Here is a 24,903-nt window from a genome sequence, read left to right as displayed (position 1 = left end):
AAACAGGCACATAGGCCCTAATTTTACTCGGATAAGGGATCTGATGTCCGCTTAGGTTTCGTTTTTTGCTAGATAGGATAAACTGGTTCACGAATTAGCGTGATCCAGTTTTTTTGTAACTTTATATCTTCAAAGTCGTCTATCTAAAAAAGACGAGGTGAATATCTATGAAAAAACCCATTTGGATAATGAGCGGAATTGGAGTATTGATACTTGCAGTTAGTATGTATATGTTCCAATCAACAGATGCCGTGGAACAACCCAAAAATAATGCAATAGTTGTTGATGAAAAACTGCCTTCGATTAAAGACGCTGAACACTTGGAAACACTTTTAAAACAAAGAGCTGGCAACCAAATGTCCATTCTTAGACAGGACCAAACTATATCAGCGGAATTAGAGTCTGCAACAACAAATGCCTCTTCTACAAATGTGCAGGAACAAGATGTTAATGAAGGAGATATCGTCAAAACGGCTGGAGAGTATATCTTTTTTGCTCGAGCAAACGACATTATTATCTCTTCTGCTAAACAAAAAAATAGTTCAGTACTAAGTGTTATAGAAGAAAAAGACTTCCGTCCAATAGAAATTTATGTATCTAAAGACAAATTAATTACGATTGGAACTACTTCACGCAAGCCGGTTACAACAGACAAACAAGCACGTGCCCAACTGCAAATAATGCCCAATAGCCAAACCACTGCCTATATTTATGATATCTCCACCATACGGAAACCTGAGAAATTGCGAGAAATAACTTTCGATGGTTCATTACATGCCTCAAGACTCACGAATAACCATTTATATATAATTGCAAACAGCTACCCACCTGTGCATATCCTAGGTCAAAAACAAAACAAGAACACAAAGAAACAACGCCCTACTTTTAAAGATAGCGCAGTAAGTAATAAATACCGTCCAATCAATTTTAATGATCTGTATGTTTTACCTGAATCAACCGGTAGTAGTTTTCTAATCACTGCAGCTATTGACCTAACAGACATGGGTAAGACAGCTAACGTGGAAGCATACCTCGGTGATTCCAATCACGTTTATATGTCTGAAAATAACCTATACCTTGCCACTAACAAACTAGAAAAAATAACTCAGAAATCGACAACTAGCACATCCGAAATTATGCCAATACCAATAGGAAATACCAATACTAAAATTTACCAATTCCAAATCGACCAAGGAGCTATTACTTACCATGCATCAACAGAAGTAAATGGCACACTTGTGAATCAATTTGCTATGGATGAATATAAAAAAACGTTTAGAGTTGCGACAACGAGTGGTAGCCAATTTCAAAAAGAACCAACGACAAACAATATATATACATTTGACCAAAATCTTCAGCAGCTTGGGTCACTTGAAAACTTGGCACCCGACGAAAAAATTTATAGTGTTCGCTTTATGGATGAAGTCGCTTATATGGTGACATTCAAGCAGATAGATCCCCTTTTTGTGATTGATTTAAAAAATCCAAAAAAGCCTTCAGTTCTTGGTAAATTAAAGATTCCAGGATTTAGCAACTACCTACATCCATTGGGTGACGATTATGTAATTGGATTTGGTCAACACACAGAAGTTGTTAGATCAGAGCTAACCGGTGAGCCACAGATTCAACAAAAAGGGTTAAAACTATCTCTATTCGATGTAAGTGACGTTACACAGCCTATTGAAGTAGATCATGAAATTATTGGAGGTGCAGGATCGTATTCGGAAATCAACCGAAATCACCATGCATTATATCAACATCCAACGAAAAATTTATTCGGGTTTCCCGCATCGATCTTTGAGTCTAAAACAGTTCAGCAAGGAGATATGACTTATCTTGACCAATCATTTGTATACGAAGGTGCTTTCCTCTATACGATAACACCCAAGAACGGTATCGAGTTAAAGGACACTGTAACACACCAAAAAGCAAATATAGCCGAGCCTAATTGGGAAGCTCAAACAAAAAGAATGGTCTCAGTAGATAATTATTTGTATACATTATCATTTGAATCCATGAAAATATATAACCTACAACAAGAAAAGGTTATAAAAACGATAGATTTTCCGGATGTAGGAAAATAAAATTAGCAAAATCTGATTGAAATGATTTTCTTGGGGTACAAAGGTTTATAAATCAAACCTTTAGGAGGAAACGTAATATGACAAATTCTAACGACACACAAACACCCCCAAAACAACAACAAAGTAGACAGCCTGGCATTGAATCCAACATGTATCCTGAACCAACGTACTTGGATGAAAATTATAAACCAGCAGACAAACTGAACGGAAAAGTTGCGTTAATCACTGGTGGAGACAGTGGTATTGGTCGCGCAATTAGTATCCATTTCGCAAAAGAAGGCGCTGATGTCGCAATTGTTTATTTGGATGAACACGATGATGCAAAAGAAACAAAAAAGCTTGTGGAGGATGCGGGCAGAAAATGTTTACTTTTAAGTGGTGATGTTAGTAACCAAGCATTCTGTGAAACAGCTGTGTCTCAAACGTTAGGCCATTTTGGAAAAGTGGATATATTAATAAACAATGCAGCCGAACAACATCCACAGGTAAATTTCACCGATATTACTACTGAACAATTAGAAAAAACATTTCGCACCAACGTTTTCGGTTCTTTTTTGATGACAAAAACACTTTTGCCCTATATGAAAGAAGGAAGTTCAATTATTAACACGTCTTCGATTACTGCGTACCAGGGTAGTAATGATTTAATAGATTACTCTGCGACAAAAGGGGCAATTACAGGATTTACCCGATCATTGTCACAGTCTCTAGTGGAAAAAGGAATTCGTGTGAACGCGGTTGCTCCTGGACCTATATGGACACCACTCATTCCTTCTACTTTCGGCAAGGACAAAGTTGGATCTTTTGGTGGAAATACACCAATGAAACGACCAGGACAACCTAGTGAACTTGCCCCAGCATACGTTTATCTTGCAAGTAATGATTCCAGTTATATTACTGGACAAATGATTCATATCAATGGAGGCGTTATCGTAAATGGATAGATTTTGTAGATACTTTGATCTCTAAAAATGATTTTAGTAAACCTATAATAATTGCCAAATTAACATTTCAGCGCGTGACGAGCAAGAATACTCCTTTGCGAGCGGACATAAGATCCTCTATTTGTACAAAAATGGGCAAATTTTGGATACTTGCGGACACTAAGTTCTTTATTTTGTTAAAACGCAGTGATTCCATTGTGTTTATACGTAAATAGCGTCCCTGGTGTCCGGTTCATGTCTAAAAACGGGTGAATTTAGTGAAATAACGGCTTCTCTGCGTCGTAGACATTCCCAGGAAGTAGAGAAAACATCGTCGTGTTTACAAGATAAGTTGATAAAAACACTTAAAAAGATTATAGAAGAAAAAGAGAGAAAGCACCTATTTTTTTAGTGCTTTCTCTCTTTTACGTTGTTTATAGCTTAATGCTACTATTCCTGCTACGAAAACAACAAATATCCCAACGACCATACTAATAAATATCCAGTTTAACCCTTTATTTTCTTCTAACACAAAAATTTCCACTGTTTCACGATCAAGTGCAATTTTATATTCGTTCTGAGCAGTTTCCCGGACAATATAATCGCCTAGAAGTCCACTTAACTGCATTCCCTCTGGGATATCTTTCACTGATACTGTTTTTGTTTCGATATCGTTGTTATAAGCAATAAACATTGTTTTATCTTGATAGGTTCGTTTAAACACACTCATTGCCCCATTCGATCCGGCCAATTGGAAGTCTCCATAGGATAGTACAGGAAATTGTGTTCGAATTGCTGATAACTTTTCTAAATAACCTTTTATTGTTTCGTTTCCGCTATTGAATTGAACCATTTGTAATACTTCCTCTGGTGTATCACCGTCCATCGGGATTTCCGATCCTTGAAAAACTATTGGCGCCCCTGGAGAAGTATATAAATATGCTAATGCTAGCTTCCACGTAGTTTCGGGATTTAAACGTCCTTCGACTATCTTTCGTGTAAATCGTTCTGTAGTGGCATTATCCACGTAAACAAGACCTTCACGCATTCCCGATTCCTTCCACGTTTTAAAAATATTACTTACCGGGGTACCTACATTGGTAAAAACGTTAACGATCGAATCTTGAAGAACAGTATTTTCAATTAGTGTAATTCCTAAATCAAGGTATTCGTTTGTTAATCCATTTTCTTGTAATACATCCCCTAGTAAATAAATATCTGGCTTAACCTCTTTTACATGCTGAACAAAATCGGTTAAAAATGCAGGAGTGGCTTGATCAATTGCATGAAGTTTATAACCATCGATATTTGTTTTTTCTAACCAGTAAGTTGCAGCTTTGAATAATGTTTCTTTCACTTCCGTACTTTCTAAATTTAGAGGAACTGCTTCATCTAGCCATCGTGTATCGGTAGTTTTTGATGAATCAATATTCGTTGGATTATCAACCAATGGATTTGTCTTTGCTGCATAGCTTGTAACGAATTCAAGTACAACTTTAATGTTGCGCTCATGTGCTTCCTCAACAAGCTTTTTCATATCTTCCAGCGTGCCGAATTGCTCTTCAACCGTGAAAAAATCTTCAATCCAGTAGCCGTGGTAACCACTTGGAGCATTCGCCATAATCGGTGATAATGCAATGGTAGTGAAGCCATTTGCTTTTATATCGTCTAATTTTTGAATAATTCCTTGTATATCCCCACCATGGTAGGCTGTTGGATCTTCTATATTCACCTGTTCATCAATTGATTGATCTCCGTTGCTGAATCGATCAACGACGATCGAATAGATGACTTCTTCTTTTATCGGTTTTTCTGCTGCATCAACAGGATTTGCACCGATCATAAGAAGAAAGATGATCGATATTAGTGTTGCCTTTTTCATACAAACGTCCTCTCAGCTAGAATATTTTCCTCTACTATTATTACGTTTTTTAGCGAATAATCAATGGACGAAGCATAATTGTTAGAAAACCTTCATATTTACTTCTTAAACGCCTCTACATGTGTAGAATATAACTTTTGTAATTCTTTATTTGGTACAATATGCTTTTTAGTACTATTTACAGCGATAGGTCCTTCATAAAACGCTCCTGCTATCAATGAAAGTTTAGTTGGAAAGTTTGCCAAATCACCTACTGCAAAAATCCCAGGAATATTAGTCTGCATATTGGCATCGACTTTAATTGTTCCGTCTTTCATTTCCAAGCCCCAATCATTAATTGGACCTAAGTCTACAATAAAACCATGATTCACTACAAGGTCATCAATTTCTATCGTTTCATATTTATCTTGTTCAGCGTTATGAACTGTAATAGAAGACAAACGGTGTCCATCTCCGTGCAGTTGATCAATGACCGTTGATGTTAGTATTCGTACAGAGGAATTTTTCATCTTCGTAATATTGCTTTCATGGCCGGAAAACTCATCTCTCCGATGTAATAATGTTACTTGTGCAGCAATAGGTTCCAATTCGTTTGCCCAATCGATTGCTGAGTTTCCACCTCCGGAAATGACGACTTTTTTGTCGCGAAACAATTCCATTTCCCTGACATGGTAATGTAAATTATGGTTTTTGTATTGTGGTGCGTTTGGTAAATCAAGTTCTACAGATTGTAATGGTCCAAATCCTGCTGCGATAATCACTGTTTTCGTGTAATGCTTGTTACCATTGTGATCCGTTAATAAAAAATTCCCACCATCCAAGTGATCAAGCTCTGTTACCTTTGTTTCAAGAACAATTGTAGGGTTAAATGTTTTCCCCTGTTCAATCATTTGCTCGGTAAATTTTGCTCCAGTGATGGCATGGATTCCACCTATATCACGAATTACTTTATCAGGATAATAGTATGGAATTTTCCCTCCTAGAAAAGGTAAATGTTCAATAATTTTTGTTTTCATTTCCCGCATACCACTATAAAAAGCAGAAAACAATCCTGCAGGTCCTCCACCGATAATCGTTACATCAAATAGCTCTAATTCACGATCCATATTTATCTCCTCTTTCCTTACTTTGTTTTCATTAATAAATAGATAAAATAAGGCGTACTTAATATAGCAACAACAATTCCGACTGGTATTTCAGTAGGTGCTAAAATTGTTTTGCCGATTGTATCTGATACCATTAATAGAAGTGCTCCAATTAATGTCGCTAACGGTATGATCCGATGATGTGTTGGTCCGACAATACGCCGTGCAATATGTGGAACAACAAGACCTAAAAACGCTATGCCTCCACCTGCAGCCACACATGCACCAGCCAGTGCAACGGCAGCAAGTAACAGAATTCTTCGCTCGCGTTCCACATTGGTACCCAAACCAGCAGCAATATCATCACCTAAACTTAATACATTTAAGCTATTTGCTTTATGTAGGGTGAACGGAATAAGAATTAAAATCCATGGTAATAGTGCTATCACAAAATTCCAATCAGCGCTCCATATATCACCTGCTAGCCACACAGTAGCCTGCCGAAAGTCTTGTGGGTCCATTTTCAGTTGGAAAATAATTAATGCTGCACTGAATCCTGCATTGACACCAATTCCAACTAAAATTAATCGAATTGGATTAACTCCTTCTTTCCATGCCAACACATAGATTATAAATGCGGCAAATATAGCACCGATTAAAGCAAAAAGTGGCATTATAAAGGCAGAAAGTGTATTGGATAATGCTAGACTATCTTGCAAAAAGAAGATATATAAAACGATTGCCAAACCTGCTCCTGTATTAATCCCAAGAATACCCGGGTCTGCTAGGTCATTTTGTGTAATTCCTTGTAATATGGTTCCTGAAACTGCAAGACCTGCACCAATTAATAATGCCAAGACAATTCCTGGTAAGCGGAATTCAAATAGCACTAATTCCTGTTTATCGGTTCCTTGACCCATTAACGTATGTAACACATCTCCAGGTGAAAGTTGGATAACACCTGTGCTAAGGCTGACAAAAAACATAACTACTATACTAATTATTAACCCAACAATTATCGTAAAAAATCTTCTTTTCTTCATGCTCTGTTCAGGAGTCATTATTTTCCACCCCCACTACCACGAGCTAAATAGAGGAAAAATGGCACGCCTATCAACGAAGTTATTGCCCCAACTGGCGTTTCAAACGGTGCATTAACTAGACGAGCAACTACATCTGCAAGCACAAGTAACAGTGCACCAAATATTGCTGTAGATGGAATAATCCATCGATAATCTGTTCCCATAATAAATCGTGTGATATGTGGAATAATAAGTCCGATGAAACCTACAGTTCCTGCAATGGATACAGCTGCTCCCGTTAAAATTAGTACAGAAAGAATACCTAAGACTTTAATCAGTAGATTGTTTTGTCCTAGTCCCGACGCAATATCTTCACCTAGACTAAGAATCGTAATCGACTTTGCAATAAGAAGCGCCAAAAATAAACCTACTCCACCTGAAATGAGAAGAATTTGAATTGATGTCCAATTTGTTCCAGCCAATCCTCCAGCAAACCAAAATCCCATTTCTTTTTCTAGCTGAAAATGAAGGGATATGATTGACGATACAGAACTGAGCAATGTTCCAATAGCCACACCCGCTAATGCAAGCTTCACAGGTGTTAAGCCACTAGTTGAGTAGGAACCAACCATAAAAACAAGAATGACGGCAACACCCGCCCCAGCAAAAGAAGCGAGTGTTAATCCTAAATTAGATACATTAGGAAAGAACGCTAGCATAATGACAAGAAAAAACGCCGCACCGTTCGTTACACCCATAATGGAGGGTGAAGCTAACGGATTACGAGTCATCCCTTGCATGATAGCTCCAGATACCGCCAAGAATGCACCAACTAATGCTGCACCAAAAGCACGCGGTAAACGTAACTCTTGAATAACCTGGTGCGATGTCATATCCGGATTAAATTGAAATACAGCTTGCCAAACCGTTGATAATTTAATGTCTACTGCCCCATAGGAAACGGATAAGCCGATAGAAAAAATCAACGCTAGGATGGCGAATATATTTATAATAGTTTTCCAAAATAAAGAATGATTTATAGTACTGATCATGATGGTTCCCCTGACTTTACGTTTTACGACTGATTAAGAATCATTATCAATAAAAGTATAGACGTTATGCGTTCACTCTGCAATGTTTTGGATGTTCTTATTTTCACTGATTCAAAATCTATTTTTATGGATACCGGTATAAGAACAACTAAGGCTTTCGAGATTAGACCTTGGCGACAAGCCAAGTTTTCTAATTTCACATTTCCTATATTGACATTTTAACTGAAAATGATTATCATTACCATCAGTAATATTATTTTATATTGAAGGAGAATTACATATGCAATTATTTACAAAAAAACAGTTGCTTCTCGTATGCTCACTATTATTTTTCGCAGTTTTACTGGCAGCGTGCGGCAATGGCAATGATACAAAAGATACTGAATCAACTAGTTCTGAAGAAACAAACAGTTCAGAGGTAACGGTTGAAGGTGCAAATGGAGAAGTTACCATCCCAGCTGACGTAGAACGGATCATCGCACCTTACCATGAAGACGCACTTTTATCCCTTGGGGTAACACCAGTGGCGAAGTGGTCAATCGGAAAAAGTGTTCAACAATATTTAGAACCACAACTTAAAGATGTACCACGAATTGAATGGAACTTGCCACAGGAACAAGTTTTAGAACATAGCCCTGATTTACTTATCTTAGAGAATAATCTTGAAAGCTACGAAGGGTCATTAGAGGATTATCAAAAAATTACAACAACATACGTTATGCCTGAAGACGTAACAAATAATTGGCGCAAACAAATAGAAGTTTTCGGTAAGATTTTAGGCAAAGAAAAGAAAGCTGAAGAAGTTTTAACTGCGTATGACGAAAAAGTAGCTGAAGCAAAGAAAAAATTATCGGAATCTATCGGTGATGAATCCGTTGCCATGATTTGGGTAGCTGGCGATCAATTCTTCCTTTTTGAAAAAAATCGCCATAGTGCTGAGGTGGTATACTCCGAACTTGGGGTAACAGTACCTCCATTCGTGGGGAGCCTAGGCGAGGCACAAGCACAATGGAATCCTATTTCGATGGAAAAACTTTCAGAACTGAAAGCGGACCATGTTTTCTTGTTAGCACTTGAAGGCGAGCAAGGTCTGGAAACTTTAGAAAAGAGTGATGTTTGGCAAAGTATTCCAGCATCCCAAAATGATCAAGTGTATATCATGAATGATCCAAGCTTCTGGACAAACAAAGGCTTAATCGCATCTCAAAAAACAATAGATGCAGTTGTAGAAAAGTTAACGAAGTAATGTATTGGAGACCGAATGAGACACAACGTCTTGTTCGGTTTTTTCTTTAACGTAAAAACCGTGTATCCCATTTTCTAGAGATACACGGTAATTTATGTTTTATGCAAATCCACCTGGTAAACGTCCGAAACCTAAAATTATTGTAATCAAAGCAGCGATTACTAACTGAATCCACCAGCTTTTTGTTGCTTCTTTTCTAGCCATTTTATTTGCAACCATTTCCATTGCGAAGATCACCCAAATACCAGCTAACCCTTTAAAAATTGCTTCCCCCATCATCGGGCTGCCACCGAAGTAATTGGAAAGTAACATTCCACCTGAATATAAAATCAATAAAAAGTCTAGTCTTAAAATCATATGTACAATTTTTGCGCCTTTATCATTGCCAGAATTGCGTAATACTACAACTATGATAAAGAGGATGAACGCTAATGCCCATGCTGTTACATGTAAATGTGTATTCATTTTTTCCATTCCTTTCTAATTCCTATTTCATATGCTTATCATATCATGGAAAATAGAGAAATTCATCTGAACAAATTATGAACGAGAAAACATGGGACATTTCATCATAAAAACTGTTATACTAATCATGAATTGTATTTTTTATATCGGAGGGATAATATGACACATTCTAGTCAACAAATTATCGATCAAACACAGGAATTCGGCGCAAAAAACTATCATCCCCTTCCTGTTGTTATAGCTAAAGCTGAGGGCGTATGGGTTGAAGATCCAGAAGGTAACCGCTACATGGATATGCTAAGCGCATATTCTGCAGTTAACCAAGGGCATCGTCACCCGAAAATTATCGACGCGTTAAAAAAACAAGCGGATGCTGTTACATTAACGTCACGTGCATTCCATAACGATCAACTTGGTCCATGGTACGAAAAGATTTGTAAATTAACAAACAAAGAAGCTGCACTACCAATGAACACAGGAGCTGAAGCTGTTGAAACAGCAGTGAAAACAGCAAGACGTTGGGCATATGATGTAAAAGGCGTTGCTGAAAACAAAGCAGAGATCATCGCTTGCGAAGGTAACTTCCACGGCCGTACAATGACAGCGGTTTCCTTATCATCAGAAGCGGAATACAAGCGCGGCTTTGGACCTATGCTTCCTGGTATCAAAATTATTCCTTACGGTGACATTGACGCATTAAAAGCTGCTATCAATGAAAACACTGCAGGATTCCTGTTTGAGCCTATCCAAGGTGAAGCTGGAATCGTTATGCCTCCTGAAGGATTTTTAAAAGAGGCATACGATGTTTGTAAAGAAAACAACGTATTGTACATTGCTGATGAAATCCAAGCAGGACTTGGACGTAGCGGTAAATTGTTTGCTTGTGATTGGGAAGATGTAACACCAGACATTCTTATTCTTGGTAAAGCACTAGGCGGCGGTGTATTCCCTATCTCTTGTATCGTTGCAAACAAAGACATACTTGGTGTATTCAACCCTGGTTCTCACGGTTCAACATTCGGGGGTAACCCACTAGCATGTGCTGTATCAACTGCATCTCTAGAGGTTCTTGAAGAAGAAAAGCTAGCTGATCGCTCGCTTGAGCTTGGTAATTATATGATGGATGAATTGAGAAAGATTGATAATCCAGCAATAAAAGAAGTACGTGGTAAAGGATTATTCATTGGTGTGGAACTAAATGAAGCAGCGCGTCCTTATTGCGAACAATTAAAAGAAAAGGGATTACTGTGTAAAGAAACACACGAAAATGTAATTCGCTTCGCTCCACCACTAGTTATCGAAAAAGATGACCTAGATTGGGCAATCGGACATATCAAAGATGTATTAAAAGGATAATAAAAAAATGCGAACCTATGTTGATTAGGTTCGCATTTTTTAGTTTTTTTTATTTTTGGTTGCTTTTTAACCTTTACTGCAACATAATATATCGATGCAGAAATACACTACGCTTTCCGCGGGCTTGCGCTGAGCCTCCTTGCCCCGGCGAGGGGTATGCCGACGTTGTCCGCAAAGGACGGTTTTAGTCGGCCTTCATCTCAAAACCGCTCACTGCGGGGTCTCAACACTTCGCTTTCCCGCAGGAGTCTTCGTGTATTTCTTCCACTAATGTGGCTGTTGATTGGAGCGGAGGGCAGTCGACTCCTGCGGGAAAAGCAATCTTTTTCTGCGAGGAGTGAAGCATCAATGAATCTCCTTGTAACACGACGAGCAACAGCTGAAGACCCCGGAGGAAGTGATTTTCTTCCGAGGAGACTGAAGCGTTGCCCGCGGAAAGCGACTGCTCGGAGCGGAAATCAACATAGCAGTATGTCGTAGTTTATACATATTATTTGTTTCAAAAAACAACCTGTTTAAAAAGCAGCCTGTTTTTCATGAAACCTCTTGTTTCTTTTCTTCCTTCCGAAAAGGCTGCAATTTTCGATAAGTTAATCCTCGCCATATCCATTCTAACGGACCAAATCGATAATAGCTAAACCACCACTTGCTTCCAAAAATTTGTAACGTGTAAACAATCACTACAAGTAATATACCTTCTGCTGGACTAATCGTCCCATACATTGCGAATCCTACACCATAAAATAAAATAAACATGATAATTGATTGGGATATATAGTTGGTGAGTGACATACGTCCAACATAAACGAAAGGTTTAATTAATTTCATCCCAAATTTAGACCTTGCTAATAAACCGATTGTGAAAATATAAAATAATGCAGATGCTGATCCACCAATGTTGTCTTGCACGAATGAAAACCAGATCGGATTCCCATACGCATATGGGCCAAGTTTAAGCGCCAGGAAGAAAACAAGACTTAACAACCATCCCCATTTCAATACGCGCTTGTATTGCTCTAAATCATGCAACCACCTTTTTCGTGCAATAAACATTCCTACCAAAAATAACGGGAGTAGCGTTGCAGTTAAAAATAAGTAAGAAATTCCTCCGTTTGCATATACCCAATCATGATAATTCTGAGCCCAAATTTGCGTTAAGCTATTACTTTGATAATTGACAATAGCCTGTTGAATACCCCCACGATCGACAAAACCGAGAAATTCTCGAACCGAATATAAGAACATGGTATAGTAGGCTACACTTGCGCCCATTAATAGTACAGCCCATATAAGAAGCGTCCTATCTTTGACCTTCACAAATAACAACAGAAAAAGTCCAATGATGCCATATGATAGTAGAATATCGCCAAACCAGATTAAGAATGCATGAATGAGTCCAAATCCAATTAATATAAGCATTCTTCGTAATAATACAGTATAAACAGCCCCACCTTTTTCTCGTAGTCGATCAATCATTATCTGAAAACCAAATCCAAATAACAATGAAAATAACGTATAAAAGCTTGCTTGGAAAAAAACGTCGATAATGCTTTGAACTAGCTGGTCAATTTCATTTGGCCATGCCTCCGCTTCCCCACCATGCATAAAATATGGTGCTGAAAAAGCACCAACATTGACCATAAAAATACCAAATATCGCAAACCCTCGTGCCGCATCTATCCAAAGCAATCGCTTATTCTCTTTTATAGGTCCCGCGTTCATTCCTTAACTTCCTTTCTATTTTAACTACTAGTATATATATTCTATATACAATGGAAATCCTCCTTTATCTCGTTGGCATTTTTTTTACTAAAACAATGGTAAGTAATAACAGGCCAATGTACCCTATGAGCGGATACAGGAACGCTAACAAGTCACTATATCCAATCTGACTAATTATGAAAGCGACCAACATAATAAGTAAAATAGCATGTTGATAACGGATATGAAAGGTCGTTTCTAATTGGCGTGTGATTCCAAAAATATTCCCCACTACTGAATTGAAAATCTCTCCATAAATAATAAACAAAAATAAGACATGAATAAATGTACCGAACTCCTTTACAAGCTCAGCCATTGGAATTTCGTAAGCGAAGTTTTCCGGATAAACAGATAAAGAGAAATGACTACCAAGTAATAGAAGCGTGAGTACTAATCCACCTAAAAATCCACCTCTTCTTAGTATTGTCTCATCACGAATCTCTTTACCTAAAGGCACAAGCACAACTTGTGCTGTCAACAAGTTAAATGCTGAGTAAGCTAATGGGGAAACAGCCCATGATATTCGCTCTGGCAATTGTTCTGGAATAATTTGATTTAACAATTCCTGAGGATATAAATGGAAAATAGATCCAGCAATAAATAGGCTAAATAAAATCATTAATGGCACAATATAAGAATTAATCGCATATAAACCTTTTAACCCTTTTAATAAAACAATGTAAGAAAAAACTAATGTTATCATAATCCCGAATTGAAACGGTAACCCCAGTTGTTCGTGGAACACTGCTCCAGCACCAGACAGCATAACAGACGTAATACATATAACCACAATAAAAATAAACGTGTTCACCAATTTACCAATCTTGTTTCCAAATAAATACGTATTAAACTCTTGATAAGAGTATGCTTGGATCCGTGCTGAAATAATCATCATTTTTGTTCCAACAGCGATGAACAGAACTCCACTAATCGCAATCCCAATTGCACCAATCGCACCATTAATACTAAAGAACGTAACAATCTCTTTTCCTGTAGCAAAACCGGCTCCGACAACTGTTCCCACGTATGTTGCTGCTATAACTAAAATGGCCATCCATTTTTTCATTCTATAATCACCTCATCATTATTTTTATGATGAGATTTGTGAAAAAGACGAGCTTTGTAAAACTGTTACGTCAGTTTCGTTTTTTTTACATCAACACTTTTACTTGTTTTCCAGAGTAATCACGATTAGTATGGTAATGGTACATCAGCAGAGAGGAAGCATGACTAGATATGGACAAACGAGTTTACGTATTAATGATCATCTCTTTTGTGGTTGGGATGGTCGAGTTAATTATCGGTGGAATATTAGATTTAATTGCAACAGACTTACATGTGAGTCTTGGACAAGCAGGTTACCTAATTACCATCTTTTCATTAATTTTTGCAATTGCTTCGCCGATTTTATTAATCGCTACTGCTAAAATTGAACGGAAACGGCTTACATTAATTTCGCTAATCATATTTTTATTGGGGAATATCATAACCGTTTTCAGCCCTTCCTATAGCATATTATTTCTTGGACGCATTATCTCCGCTTTAAGTAGCTCATTATTAATTATTTTGTGTTTAACGATTGCACCAAATATTGTGGATCCTAGGTATCGGGGACGGGCAATCGGTATTGTATCAATGGGTGTTAGCGCGTCACTTGTTTTAGGTATCCCAATCGGCTTAGTATTAGGCAATGCATTTAATTGGCGAGCCCCTTTTATTTTGATTAGCCTTTTAACGATTCTTTCTATCATCGCAATTTATTTCTTTATGGAAAGAGTTGAACCAAAGCCATCTATTGCAATTGGAAAACAATTGGCTACTTTAAAAGATCGGAAAATATTTTTTGCACAAAGCACGACTTTTCTATTCTTGGCAGGACATACAACCCTGTACACATATCTAACCCCATTTGTAAAAACAACCATGGGGATGGAAGGAAGCTGGATAAGTATTATTTACCTGATCTTTGGTATCGCAGCGGTAAGTGGCGGAGGATTTGGCGGTACGCTGGCAGACTTAATGGGGACAAAACGAACCATTCTAGGCTCAATCATTTTATTTGGAATAGCAATTTTTTCTATCCCATATTCAACGTTTTTCCTCCCACTATTTGTTTCTGTATTAATTGTTTGGGGAATGATGAGTTGGGCGATAACTCCGGCCATGCAAAGCTATCTAATTGAAGCTTCACCTGAGACTTCAGACATTCAGCAAAGCTTGAATAATTCTGCTTTACATCTTGGTATCGCTGTTGGCTCATTGATCGGTGGTGTCGTCATTGAGCAGGTTTCAATTGAACAAACCGCAACTGTTGGAGGCTTCCTCGTTATATTGTCGCTTGGCACAGTATTGGTTTCGATGCTTGATAAAAAACACATAGCTAGACGTAAAATAGAGACACGAGGTTGAATCCACGTGTCTCGTTTTTTTAAATTTCATCGTGAAAAACCATGTCAAATGTTATAAAATTAGCTAAAGTAGTAAACGTTCAACCATTGGAGGAATTATGAAAAAGACAATTGTGTATCTGCTCATACTTACCCAACTATTATTCTTTACTTTGTTGCCTATATGGATGGAATTAATAAACTATCTACACCCACTTGTGATAGGAGTCACTTGGTTTTGTTATACTTTTCTTCTGTTATTCCTAACTTGTTTCTTTACCAGAACAGAAATTAAGATATCGCAGTATACCTTTTACATTGTTACCTTCCTTTATTGCCTATCGTTATTTGTTCTGTTATTTTTTAGACCAACTGATCAAGGTTATGAATCTATCAATTTAGTCCCATTTGAGACCATACAGTTTTATCTTTCAGGTAACGTCGCATTCGTAATTGCTGTTTATAATTTAGCGGCTAATATTGGTTTATTTATTCCTTTTGGATTGATCTATCGTTATATGCGAGGAATTCCTTCATTCATTTTTTTGTTGACGATTTCTATTGTTTCGGTGGGGGTAATCGAGGGACTTCAATATGTAACAAAGCGAGGAAGCTTAGATGTAGATGATTTGATTTTAAATGTCATAGGTATTACTTTTGGTTATTTCCTATATCCAGCTTTTCAGAAGGTAGTTAAGCTAGAGTCTGTTTCCGAAAACAAACTCTAGCAGATTTTGCATAAAAATTCCCCGTTCCCTCCCTCACAATTATAAAAATCAGCACATGGTTGTAAACTGTTACATTCGTATGTTCGCTTGTGACAATTATGGGTATGAATGGTTAGACAGGACTTGAACCTCTAGAGTTACCCCAAAACTCATGCCTTAAACGAAGTAATTAAACGTATTTGTACTCGCTTTTCTATAATTGCTACCATCTACCTTATTCAATCAAATCGGTTAGCCAGTTTAACTCCTGTATTTTCGTATCTAATTCTCTGTATCTTTTGGCTAAATCATCCACTTGCTTCTGGAGCTCTTTCACATTAAATGGGGTTACATATTTAATTTCGGTCCTCGAGTAGCGATCCTGCCTTAACGCCGCATGTTCTGCCAATTCACTGTATACCTTTCGTTTTTTTGCTACAATATCACGTTCAACCAGTGCATCTCCAAGTGATATCTTTTCATTAAACGCTGTTTCGTGATTCGTTCGATTAATCCCCACCATCAACTTTTGTAATTCTTCTAGTACACTACCCAATTCTTTTTCTAACTCTTTTGGGTTCTCAGATGGGGATTCATCTTCTTGTACTTTCGCATTATTTCCTAATCGATGTTTTAACTGTTCCACACGTTTTTGATTATCCGCTCTTCTTATTAATGCTTCAGCTAATTTCACTGTTTTCTCCTCCGTCAATAAAATTTAACTATTTATAATTTTTACTAATTATAGCATTTACTGCTGATAAAGCAATAAAAGTATAAAAATAACGTAAACCCCATTTGAGATTTACGTTACCTAATGTTTTTTATAAAATTTATGAGCGCATGATTAAATGCATGATGACGTTTAATCGGTACTTGATGAAGCGATTTACTAACGAGCACACTTCTCGATTGTGGAACATGTCGCTCGTATAACTTTAAATAAGGACGAAAATGGCTAAACTTCCCATAAACCAGAAGCAATGGACATTGAAGACGATAAAGACGTTCCGTACAGTTGTAATACCTGCTTGTCTGATAATAATCATAAGCACTACGTGGGTGAGCTTGTAAACACTCATGAAAAAGTTCCTGTTGATCTTTCTTCGTAACTTTATGAGAAAAAGCCAACAATTTACTCAACAGTTTACTTCGACCATTTCGCACTAGAGACATTCCAAATTGATATTGAAGCTTTGCGATTATTGTACTGATCTCTGGAAAACCACCCGAAAGAATCAGCGCCTTTACACGTTCTGGATACGTTAGTGCGAATTCTTGTGCAATCGAACCACCTGCTGAATAACCAACAATAACAGCCTTTTTAATTTCAATCGCATCTAGAAAATTTGCTAAATCTTTAGTGAGTACAGGAATGGTAAGTTCATAATCACGATGATCACTTCGACCGTGTCCCCGAATATCGTATGTAATTACTTGAAAACGATCGGACAGTTCTTGCTGATACTTAAAAACGGTATGGCCCATATGTGGTGGATGAATGAAAACAATAGGAATGCCCGTCCCTAATGACTCATAAAACGTTGACAACGAATTGTTTAATTCAACAATTGGCATCGGATTTCTCCCTTCTATTAACCTGTTCCAAGCTATTTTTTAACATTTCATGAAAAATATACTTGTTTTCTGTTGAATCTATAATCATGATTGATTATCCAGTCACTTAAAAAACGAAACTTTCTTAACACTTAAAGCGTATAATAATAAATTGCCCTCCATGAAAGGAATGTTTAAATGCGAATAGGCTTAACAATAGTATTTTGTATCACCTTTATTCTAATCACTGGATGCACAGATAACACAAATCCACTAACTAAAGAAAAAGACCCTACAACTCAAGAAGAAACTAAGAACACCACCCCAATGACAACACCACTCAAAACAGAACAAATTAAATACGGACCCTCCGATCCTACATACAAAATTGATGTGACTTACGATGATGAGTCTCACCAGCTTACTGGTACCATGAGTGTGAATTTTGTTAATAACCTCGACAAAACACTTGAACACCTCTACTTCAATTTGTGGCCAAATGCCAAGGAATTTGACGAGGGGGGTATACAAGTAAGCAATGTTCAGTATAACAATCGACCTAGCAAATACGATGTAAAGGAAACTAAGCTTGACATCACTAATATTTCCTTAAAACCTAAAGAAAAAGCAACGATAAAAATGGATTTCACCGTAACAATCCCCGAGAAAAAAAGTCGATTTGGTTGGTCTGGAACCCACGTTTCATTAGGGAACTGGTTTCCAATTCTCGCAGTCTATGATAACGAAGGGTGGAACCTGGATCCATACTTTGCTTCTGGAGAGTCCTTCTATTCTGTAACTGGTGATTTTGATGTCACTTTAAAAACAAAAAAGGGTCTAGAAATTGCAACTACTGGCCAACAAGCTGGTGAAGTAACAATAAAGGATGAAAAGGCAGTCCATCATTTTCAAGCGAAAAATGTTCGAGACTTTGCGATTGTGATGAATGAATCTTTCAATCAAGACTCCTATTCGTACAACGGAGTAAAAGTAAATGTTTTTTACAGTGAAAAAAACTCCAAGTACGCTGATTATATGAAGGACGGAGCCATCTATTCATTAGATCTTTACGGTAAACTTTTTGAGGAATATCCATGGAAGGAACTTGATGTAATTGGTGTTGAGTTACAAGAAGGGTTAGGTATGGAATATCCACAATTAGTTATGATAGATTTAGGTTCAGAAAACAGTAGTGATAAGTTTGCAATTTATCATACGACTGAACATGAGGTTGCTCATCAATGGTTCTATGGAGCAATTGGTAATAATCAGTATGATGAACCATGGTTGGATGAATCGTTTGCGACATTTGCTAGTTATGTAGCCTTCTATGATGACAAAATTAATTTTAAATGGGTACGTGCTATCGGAAAAAAGTACTGTCACCTAACCTCCCCTGTTTCTGCTTTTGCTGAGTACGCTGAGGAGGACGGCTTAAAAATGTACAGTGATGTCATTTACGATTATGGAGCGAAGTCGTTGAATGAACTGCGAAAAAAACTTGGGGATGATGCTTTCTATAAAGGCATGCAACAATATTTTCATGAAATGAAATTCAAAATCGCAACGACTGCAGATTTTATCCGGATAATGGAACAATCTACTGGTGAGGAGCTCTCCCAATTTTTTAAAGAACATAGGATTTATGTAGAAGAGACTAAATAAGTTAAAAAGGTAGAAGAACAAAGTAAGACACTTGTTCTTCTACCTTTCGACTATCTAACAGCGCTCAAATATGTTTTCAAGCTATCTTCTACACAATCTGAAATTAATTGAATAAAAGGCGCTAAATTTTGTTCACTACTCGCTGTTTCTAACGACTCATAATAACGTAATCGTTGTTCATCCTCAGCTTTCACAATTGCTGGAGGGTATCCATACATCATTAAAATTAAATTCACCAACAATCTCGCAGTTCGTCCATTACCATCGGAAAATGGATGTATATACACAAATTTGAAATGGAATAATGCGGCTAATTCAACAGGATGTAGTTTTTCTTTATGATCTGTGTACCAAGTAAAAAGTTCTTCCATTTCATTCGAAAGCTGAAGAAAATGCGGGGGTGTATGTTTGCTACCTGAAATTCGAACGTTCACTTCTCGATAGTTCCCTGCATTTTTATCATCAATGTTTTTCAAAATTAGATATTGGATTTGCTTTACTATCATTTCGGTTAAAGGTTGATCCCTTTTAGCAAAACGTTCCACATAGTCTATAGCTTCCGAATGATTAATAACTTCTAAATGCTCTTGAAGTCTTTTTCCACCAATGGTTAACCCTTCTTCAAGTACAATCTTTGTTTCATTAAGCGTTAATGTATTCCCTTCAATCGCATTGGAATTATATGTCCATTCAACTTTATAAACTTCAGATAAATTCTTAAGTGCCTCTGGAGGAAGTGGTCTCAATTGATCTAATTCATTTTTTAAGTTAGTAATGGTATCAAACTTTGACATGGCTACCTCTCCTCATCAATTTTTAACCTTCTTCCATATAATACTACCATTATAGTCTCTTTTATAGTAAATTTAATCCTATTTTCATTACAGCCACACTAAACCAAATGCCTCGTACAATTATGTAACTCCAACTCCCAGCCATCTTCCGTTCTCTGAAGTATAGTCAGCGAACAATTATGAAGAGACTGTTCCTCTACCTGTGGCAACAATTCTTTAAGAAGATGCTTGATAAACGATCCATGACTAACTACTAAGATGTTCTTCCCCTCATGTTTTTGTGCCAACTCATCAACTACCGGTAGCCCCCGGGCAACTATACTTTCATGATTTTCTATCCCAAGATCAATCTCCCACCATTTATTTCCCCATTTTTCAACTCTTTCATCTTCCGTCGTTCCTTCAATTTGACCTCCACTAGCTTCACGCAATCGTGGTTCCAAATGTAAATCAATTTTTCCAATTCTCCTTTTAATCGCTTCAGCAGTTTGGCTTGCTCTTAGTAAATCACTCGAATAGATAATATTCCATTCCTCACCACCGAGTCGTTCAGCAAGCTTTTCCGCTTCCGCTAGGCCATCTACATCAAGGGGGATATCCGAATTCCCCTGCGCTCTTCTTTCTTTATTCCATGCTGTACAACCATGACGTACAAATCCTATTCTAGTCATCTTTACACTCCCAATCTAGTTTCATCCAATCTACGTGCTCTCCACTGTTACGTAATGCCCTTGTTCTCCAATTGTTCTAGATAGTTCGTAGTAATTCCTCCATCAATGGATGAAAAAAATATTCATAATTACTTTTGGCTTGTCCATGGATTCCTCCAATCATTTTTTCTGATCAATCGTTCTCTGCGAAATCAAATACGCTTGAATTTCCTGCTTACTCTTCAATCTAACAATTTTTTTCTCGGGACCTATTCTCTGAAAAGCTTTGAATCTAGTTTCCATATTCCTTTTCCGCTGAAAGTAAGTGGTACAAATGAATTTAATGAATTGGTAGTCTAGTTTCTCTGTACAACCTTCTCCCATATCAGGTCGGTTCTTTCCAATATTAAGAATCCATCGCTTGAACACGCGATACAGACATACTCGCAAAGGAAGCTCCAAATAAATAATCGTATCAGCATGCTTGGCACGAATGTTATAGGTATTGCTGTAGTTCCCCTCGATGATCCATTTATCTTGCGTAACAATTTCTCGTTGACTATCTCCAAACTCTTCCAATGATGCTTGTACCCATTTAGGTTTCCAAAAATAAGCATCTAGATGATAGACGTCACTGTCCAGTATTTCGCCTAACTGCCTAGCAAAGGTAGACTTCCCAACTCCAGCTGAAACTCCCATTACCATGATACGTTTCAATTTCCGACCACTCCTTTCCACTCCGAAAAATAATAATAACATAAAATGATATAAAATGTTTAAAAAATTACAAACAATCCACTCGTATAAAAAGCGTAATCCACTTTTAGGGATTACGCCAGTTTATACATATTAATTTTACTTTATGGAGACATATTACCAACAGTCCCAATTCATTACCTATACTGTCAATTCAGCACTATCCGAAATCACAATTCCATCTTTCATTTCAATTACCCGATCCGCTTTTTCTGCCATTGCCGGATCGTGTGTTACAAATAAGACACCACAGCCTTTTTCCGTGTTCAAGTTTTTGATCATATCAAAAATAATCTGACCGGATTCGGTATCCAAGTTCCCGGTTGGCTCATCGGCAAGTAACCAATCTGGTTCGTGCACCAATGCTCGCGCAATTGCAACACGTTGCTGCTGCCCACCTGACAACTGTGACGGAAGTGAGTGCATCTTATCGGCCAATCCTACTTGCTCTAATACCTCTTGTGCACGTTCCTTCTTATTATATTTCACCTTCCTAGTAAACAACGGTGACATGACATTTTCAAGCGAGGTTAACGTCGGTAGCAAATGAAACTGCTGAAAAACAAATCCGATATGCTCGAAACGAAAATCAGCTACCTCTTTTTTCTTCATGCTACTTAATTCTTTTCCATCGTATAAAATTTTACCAGACGACGGTTTGTCGAGTGTACCAATCAAACTTAACAACGTTGATTTGCCCGAACCGGATGGCCCAACGATTGCCGTAAATTCACCTTTTCGAAAACTCAAATTAACATCCGTAACCGCGTTGGTTGTAACACCGTCTCCTTTAAACGACTTTTCCAAATCCACACATTCAATTCCTGTACTCATGAAAGATCCCCCTTGTATTATCCTTCTTTTAACCCTTTATTCGGTAACACACGTACCGCAATTTCTGCCGGTAAAATAGAACCGAGTATCCCTACTATCATCGGTACAACACCAGTCGCAACAAGTATCCAGATGTAATCCTGCGGCAGCTGGTGATACATGAACCAGATTAAGCCAATCGCAAGCACTACACCTAGAATACCTGCCACTACTCCAGTCCACAAACCCTCTAGTATAACAAGTGTTCGAACGTTACCATTACGCCAGCCAGTAGCTTTTAAGAGCGCAACTTCCGGCTTACGTTCTACAATGTTTTGCCACATAATTTCAGCAGTAGTTAACACAGCAATCACTAACGCAATACCCATGGCAATATAGTGGGAAGTCTCCACTTGCAAGGCTGCATATTGACCTAACCATGTTGTATAAAGAACTCCCTTTAATCGAAGTGAAACAAATAGGAAAAATGCCAGCAGCATGGTCGGAAACGCCATTGCAAAAATAGACATGATGTTCCGGCCAAATTTTCCAAAAAGATGGTTAAACGACATTCCGAACAGTCCCGAAGATCGTGATATTCTTCTCGAAGTTCGACGTATCTCACCTGTTTTCATTGTTTCATATGGTGATAATCGGGTTACTAAAAATGCTGGACCAATTGTACCTAGAAGGTATATCAGCAATCCGAGTAACCCAACAATGACAAGTTTAAATAGCGAAAAACTTTCTGGATTCTGATAAAAGTAAATACCCTCTATCGTCCAAGCAACAATAGCTACAAACACACCTACAAATAAAGACTCTACAAAAATCATTCGCACTAGCTGAGATGGTTTCCAGCCGACAGCTAGTAATATGGCAAACTCTTTTCGCCTTGCTAAGAACGAGACTAGATTCGTAGCAAATACATATGCAAGAGCAACTAACATTACACTCGCAATAATGCCAGAAAAACCAACCTTTGTTTCCTGGAAAATTGTATAAGATGCGCCTAAGTGAATCCATGGCATTTGCACCCAGCCGAGTTCTGCGATATCACCTGACTTAGGTATGTGTAATAATGTTGGTTGGGGAGATGATCCTAGTGTAATGTCTGTAATTAATCCAGTTTTATCTTCTATTTCTTTTGCGATTTCTTCAAGTTTTTGTTGGCTACCTTCAGTAAGTTCATCTACACCTTTAACGTTAACTCTAATTGATGAAATTGGTTTTTCTCCAATTATTTGTGCTGCCGCCTCAATAGTTGTTAACATGGTTGGTGGCTCTAACAAAAATCCACCTGGACTATCTTTTGGGATTATCGTTTCTGGTGGATTAACCGGATTTCCTTCATTATCAATTACTAATTTTGCACTAGGCGGGCGATACGTTTGCATTGGTAACTTGGTTAAAGGATTTTTCGCAGTTCTTAACTTTGTGGAATCGTAAGTACCTACAAAGTAAGGATCAATATACTTTTTTAAACTTAATCTATTTTCGTCCGACCAATCATTAATCATAGTTATTTTACGATATCCATTAATTGAATTTTTATGAACCTCAGCGAATTGATTTTTAAAATGATTTTTTACAGGTTTCACTTCATACGCAAATTCCCACTTCTCTGGAAAGGGGGATTTAATTGGTTTATATGAAACAGGTCCAGTTTTAAGGGTCAAATTGTTGTCTAATTCAACTTCCACATGTTGCGCTGATTTTTTCTTTTCTGTATCAATTGCTTTACTAGATAATTCACTAATAAGTAATTCATAATTATCTTTTGAATCATAGGTAAAGGTTTTTACTTTCTCCCCTTCAAGCGTGTCAAGATACGCTTTTACCTCTTCTTTACCTTCCTTCTTTTTTTCTTTAAGTATTTTTTTCTCTTCATCTGAAAGTTTAATTCGCTCAACAGTGTAATTAGAGGTGGTACGGATGAATGTACTGTTATTTAACAATATGGGCAATCTAGTTTCTTGTTGCTCAGGTACAGAATATTCATCATCTATTTCGGCTTCTTCATGTACAGTGGTAGCTTTATCTTCTTCAGTAAAATAACGACTTTTGCCATCGGTAATTACTGCTTGTTTGAGACCAACTAATTTCTCTTCTGCCCTTGGATCTATTCCTGCTAACAAAATATTACCGTAAGTATTTATACTTCTTAGGTCACTAAGAGGAAATATCCCGTGGAATTCTTTTATAAGAGTCGTACCGTTTAGACTATAATAGTCTGGATCCCACTTATCAGTTATAGTTTTATGACCGTTGTACTGTTTTATAATTGCAGATTTACGGTATATATATTCTTGTGATAATTCTTGTAACTCACTAGGTATTCGTGATACACGATAGTTTGAATATCCAATTACTGCCAATGGAGCAGCTACGTCAACGTCACTTATTTCTTTAATTGTATTCCACTGTTCAAGGGTAATTCCACCAGTCAACCCACTTAAATAATTTGGAGATAACAAATTTTCATTCTCTGTTATCCCACGACTATCTTGTGGACGAACTAATATGTGGTACTGTGCCTCCCAATTCTTACGCAAGGTATCCACAACCGTACCTTTACTCGTTTCAGATAATCCTAGCATGTAACTTAATCCTGAACTAATGATCAATGCGCCGATAATTAGTAATATCAGTCGCTCTTTATGGCGCCACCAACTTCTCCAAATTAAACGAATCATAC

At 37.4% G+C, this 24,903-nt stretch carries 21 protein-coding genes; 7 read left to right on the top strand and 14 right to left on the bottom strand.

Annotated features, from left to right (window positions below; translation table 11 throughout):
• Positions 1 to 167 precede the first annotated feature (167 nt).
• Together ACY9Z2_RS16955 and ACY9Z2_RS16950 are read left to right on the top strand one after the other, a co-directional pair.
• Entirely contained in the window at positions 168 to 2,084 is a 1,917-nt protein-coding gene (locus tag ACY9Z2_RS16955) for a beta-propeller domain-containing protein (protein WP_463610854.1), read from the top strand.
• Positions 2,085 to 2,161: 77 nt separating this feature from the next.
• Positions 2,162 to 3,028, top strand: a complete 867-nt coding sequence (locus ACY9Z2_RS16950; RefSeq protein ID WP_463610853.1) for an SDR family oxidoreductase — start codon at positions 2,162 to 2,164, stop codon at positions 3,026 to 3,028.
• A 379-nt stretch (positions 3,029 to 3,407) separates the two neighbouring features.
• Here ACY9Z2_RS16950 and ACY9Z2_RS16945 read toward each other — a convergent pair whose 3' ends face one another.
• From ACY9Z2_RS16945 to ACY9Z2_RS16930, 4 genes are all read right to left on the bottom strand, one after another.
• A complete protein-coding gene (locus ACY9Z2_RS16945) occupies positions 3,408 to 4,889 on the bottom strand; it encodes an alpha-amylase family glycosyl hydrolase (RefSeq protein ID WP_463610852.1) in 1,482 nt (493 codons plus the stop codon).
• 98 nt (positions 4,890 to 4,987) lie between these two features.
• A complete protein-coding gene (locus ACY9Z2_RS16940) occupies positions 4,988 to 5,995 on the bottom strand; it encodes an NAD(P)/FAD-dependent oxidoreductase (RefSeq protein ID WP_463610851.1) in 1,008 nt (335 codons plus the stop codon).
• 17 nt (positions 5,996 to 6,012) lie between these two features.
• Positions 6,013 to 7,017, bottom strand: coding sequence for a FecCD family ABC transporter permease (locus tag ACY9Z2_RS16935; protein WP_463610850.1), 1,005 nt, complete (start codon positions 7,015 to 7,017; stop codon positions 6,013 to 6,015).
• Positions 7,018 to 7,034: 17 nt separating this feature from the next.
• Positions 7,035 to 8,048, bottom strand: coding sequence for a FecCD family ABC transporter permease (locus tag ACY9Z2_RS16930; RefSeq protein ID WP_463610849.1), 1,014 nt, complete (start codon positions 8,046 to 8,048; stop codon positions 7,035 to 7,037).
• A gap of 280 nt (positions 8,049 to 8,328) precedes the next feature.
• Here ACY9Z2_RS16930 and ACY9Z2_RS16925 point away from each other — a divergent pair, with 280 nt between their 5' ends.
• Complete coding sequence (locus tag ACY9Z2_RS16925; RefSeq protein WP_463610848.1) at positions 8,329 to 9,294, top strand: ABC transporter substrate-binding protein; 966 nt, start codon at positions 8,329 to 8,331, stop codon at positions 9,292 to 9,294.
• A gap of 99 nt (positions 9,295 to 9,393) precedes the next feature.
• Here ACY9Z2_RS16925 and ACY9Z2_RS16920 read toward each other — a convergent pair whose 3' ends face one another.
• On the bottom strand, positions 9,394 to 9,768 hold the full coding sequence (locus tag ACY9Z2_RS16920) for a YisL family protein (protein ID WP_463610847.1): 375 nt from the start codon (positions 9,766 to 9,768) through the stop codon (positions 9,394 to 9,396).
• 150 nt (positions 9,769 to 9,918) lie between these two features.
• Here ACY9Z2_RS16920 and ACY9Z2_RS16915 point away from each other — a divergent pair, with 150 nt between their 5' ends.
• Positions 9,919 to 11,115: an ornithine--oxo-acid transaminase gene (locus ACY9Z2_RS16915; RefSeq protein ID WP_463610846.1), complete on the top strand. Its 1,197-nt coding sequence runs from the start codon at positions 9,919 to 9,921 to the stop codon at positions 11,113 to 11,115.
• Between the two features lie 534 nt (positions 11,116 to 11,649).
• On the opposite strand, the gene ACY9Z2_RS16910 is transcribed toward ACY9Z2_RS16915, so the two are convergent.
• Positions 11,650 to 12,837, bottom strand: coding sequence for a DUF418 domain-containing protein (locus ACY9Z2_RS16910; RefSeq protein WP_463610845.1), 1,188 nt, complete (start codon positions 12,835 to 12,837; stop codon positions 11,650 to 11,652).
• A gap of 64 nt (positions 12,838 to 12,901) precedes the next feature.
• Positions 12,902 to 13,942 carry a YkvI family membrane protein gene (locus ACY9Z2_RS16905; RefSeq protein ID WP_463610844.1) on the bottom strand — a complete coding sequence of 347 codons (1,041 nt, stop codon included), beginning with the start codon at positions 13,940 to 13,942 and terminating at the stop codon, positions 12,902 to 12,904.
• Between the two features lie 170 nt (positions 13,943 to 14,112).
• On the opposite strand from ACY9Z2_RS16905, the gene ACY9Z2_RS16900 reads away from it, so the two are divergent.
• Together ACY9Z2_RS16900 and ACY9Z2_RS16895 are read left to right on the top strand one after the other, a co-directional pair.
• Positions 14,113 to 15,285 carry an MFS transporter gene (locus tag ACY9Z2_RS16900; protein WP_463610843.1) on the top strand — a complete coding sequence of 391 codons (1,173 nt, stop codon included), beginning with the start codon at positions 14,113 to 14,115 and terminating at the stop codon, positions 15,283 to 15,285.
• A 97-nt stretch (positions 15,286 to 15,382) separates the two neighbouring features.
• A complete protein-coding gene (locus ACY9Z2_RS16895; protein ID WP_463610842.1) occupies positions 15,383 to 15,991 on the top strand; it encodes a VanZ family protein in 609 nt (202 codons plus the stop codon).
• A 214-nt stretch (positions 15,992 to 16,205) separates the two neighbouring features.
• Here ACY9Z2_RS16895 and ACY9Z2_RS16890 read toward each other — a convergent pair whose 3' ends face one another.
• Together ACY9Z2_RS16890 and ACY9Z2_RS16885 are read right to left on the bottom strand one after the other, a co-directional pair.
• A complete protein-coding gene (locus ACY9Z2_RS16890) occupies positions 16,206 to 16,664 on the bottom strand; it encodes a DIP1984 family protein (RefSeq protein WP_463610841.1) in 459 nt (152 codons plus the stop codon).
• Between the two features lie 116 nt (positions 16,665 to 16,780).
• Positions 16,781 to 17,548, bottom strand: coding sequence for an alpha/beta fold hydrolase (locus ACY9Z2_RS16885; RefSeq protein ID WP_463610840.1), 768 nt, complete (start codon positions 17,546 to 17,548; stop codon positions 16,781 to 16,783).
• Positions 17,549 to 17,725: 177 nt separating this feature from the next.
• Here ACY9Z2_RS16885 and ACY9Z2_RS16880 point away from each other — a divergent pair, with 177 nt between their 5' ends.
• Positions 17,726 to 19,192 carry a M1 family metallopeptidase gene (locus ACY9Z2_RS16880; protein WP_463610839.1) on the top strand — a complete coding sequence of 489 codons (1,467 nt, stop codon included), beginning with the start codon at positions 17,726 to 17,728 and terminating at the stop codon, positions 19,190 to 19,192.
• A 50-nt stretch (positions 19,193 to 19,242) separates the two neighbouring features.
• On the opposite strand, the gene ACY9Z2_RS16875 is transcribed toward ACY9Z2_RS16880, so the two are convergent.
• The 5 genes from ACY9Z2_RS16875 to ACY9Z2_RS16855 form a co-directional block, all read right to left on the bottom strand.
• The gene (locus tag ACY9Z2_RS16875; protein ID WP_463610838.1) at positions 19,243 to 19,986 is read right to left on the bottom strand and encodes a Fic family protein; all 744 of its coding nucleotides are present in this window, start codon (positions 19,984 to 19,986) and stop codon (positions 19,243 to 19,245) included.
• 98 nt (positions 19,987 to 20,084) lie between these two features.
• Positions 20,085 to 20,657: a histidine phosphatase family protein gene (locus ACY9Z2_RS16870; protein ID WP_463610837.1), complete on the bottom strand. Its 573-nt coding sequence runs from the start codon at positions 20,655 to 20,657 to the stop codon at positions 20,085 to 20,087.
• 159 nt (positions 20,658 to 20,816) lie between these two features.
• On the bottom strand, positions 20,817 to 21,353 hold the full coding sequence (locus ACY9Z2_RS16865) for a P-loop NTPase family protein (RefSeq protein ID WP_463610836.1): 537 nt from the start codon (positions 21,351 to 21,353) through the stop codon (positions 20,817 to 20,819).
• A 180-nt stretch (positions 21,354 to 21,533) separates the two neighbouring features.
• Positions 21,534 to 22,226, bottom strand: coding sequence for an ABC transporter ATP-binding protein (locus tag ACY9Z2_RS16860; protein WP_463610835.1), 693 nt, complete (start codon positions 22,224 to 22,226; stop codon positions 21,534 to 21,536).
• Positions 22,227 to 22,243: 17 nt separating this feature from the next.
• On the bottom strand, positions 22,244 to 24,901 hold the full coding sequence (locus ACY9Z2_RS16855) for an ABC transporter permease (RefSeq protein WP_463610834.1): 2,658 nt from the start codon (positions 24,899 to 24,901) through the stop codon (positions 22,244 to 22,246).
• Positions 24,902 to 24,903 lie beyond the last annotated feature (2 nt).

This window comes from Virgibacillus sp. GM2-2, from assembly GCF_055329585.1.
Note: the sequence above shows the minus strand (reverse complement) of the source record. Positions and strands in the feature narration are given on the sequence as shown.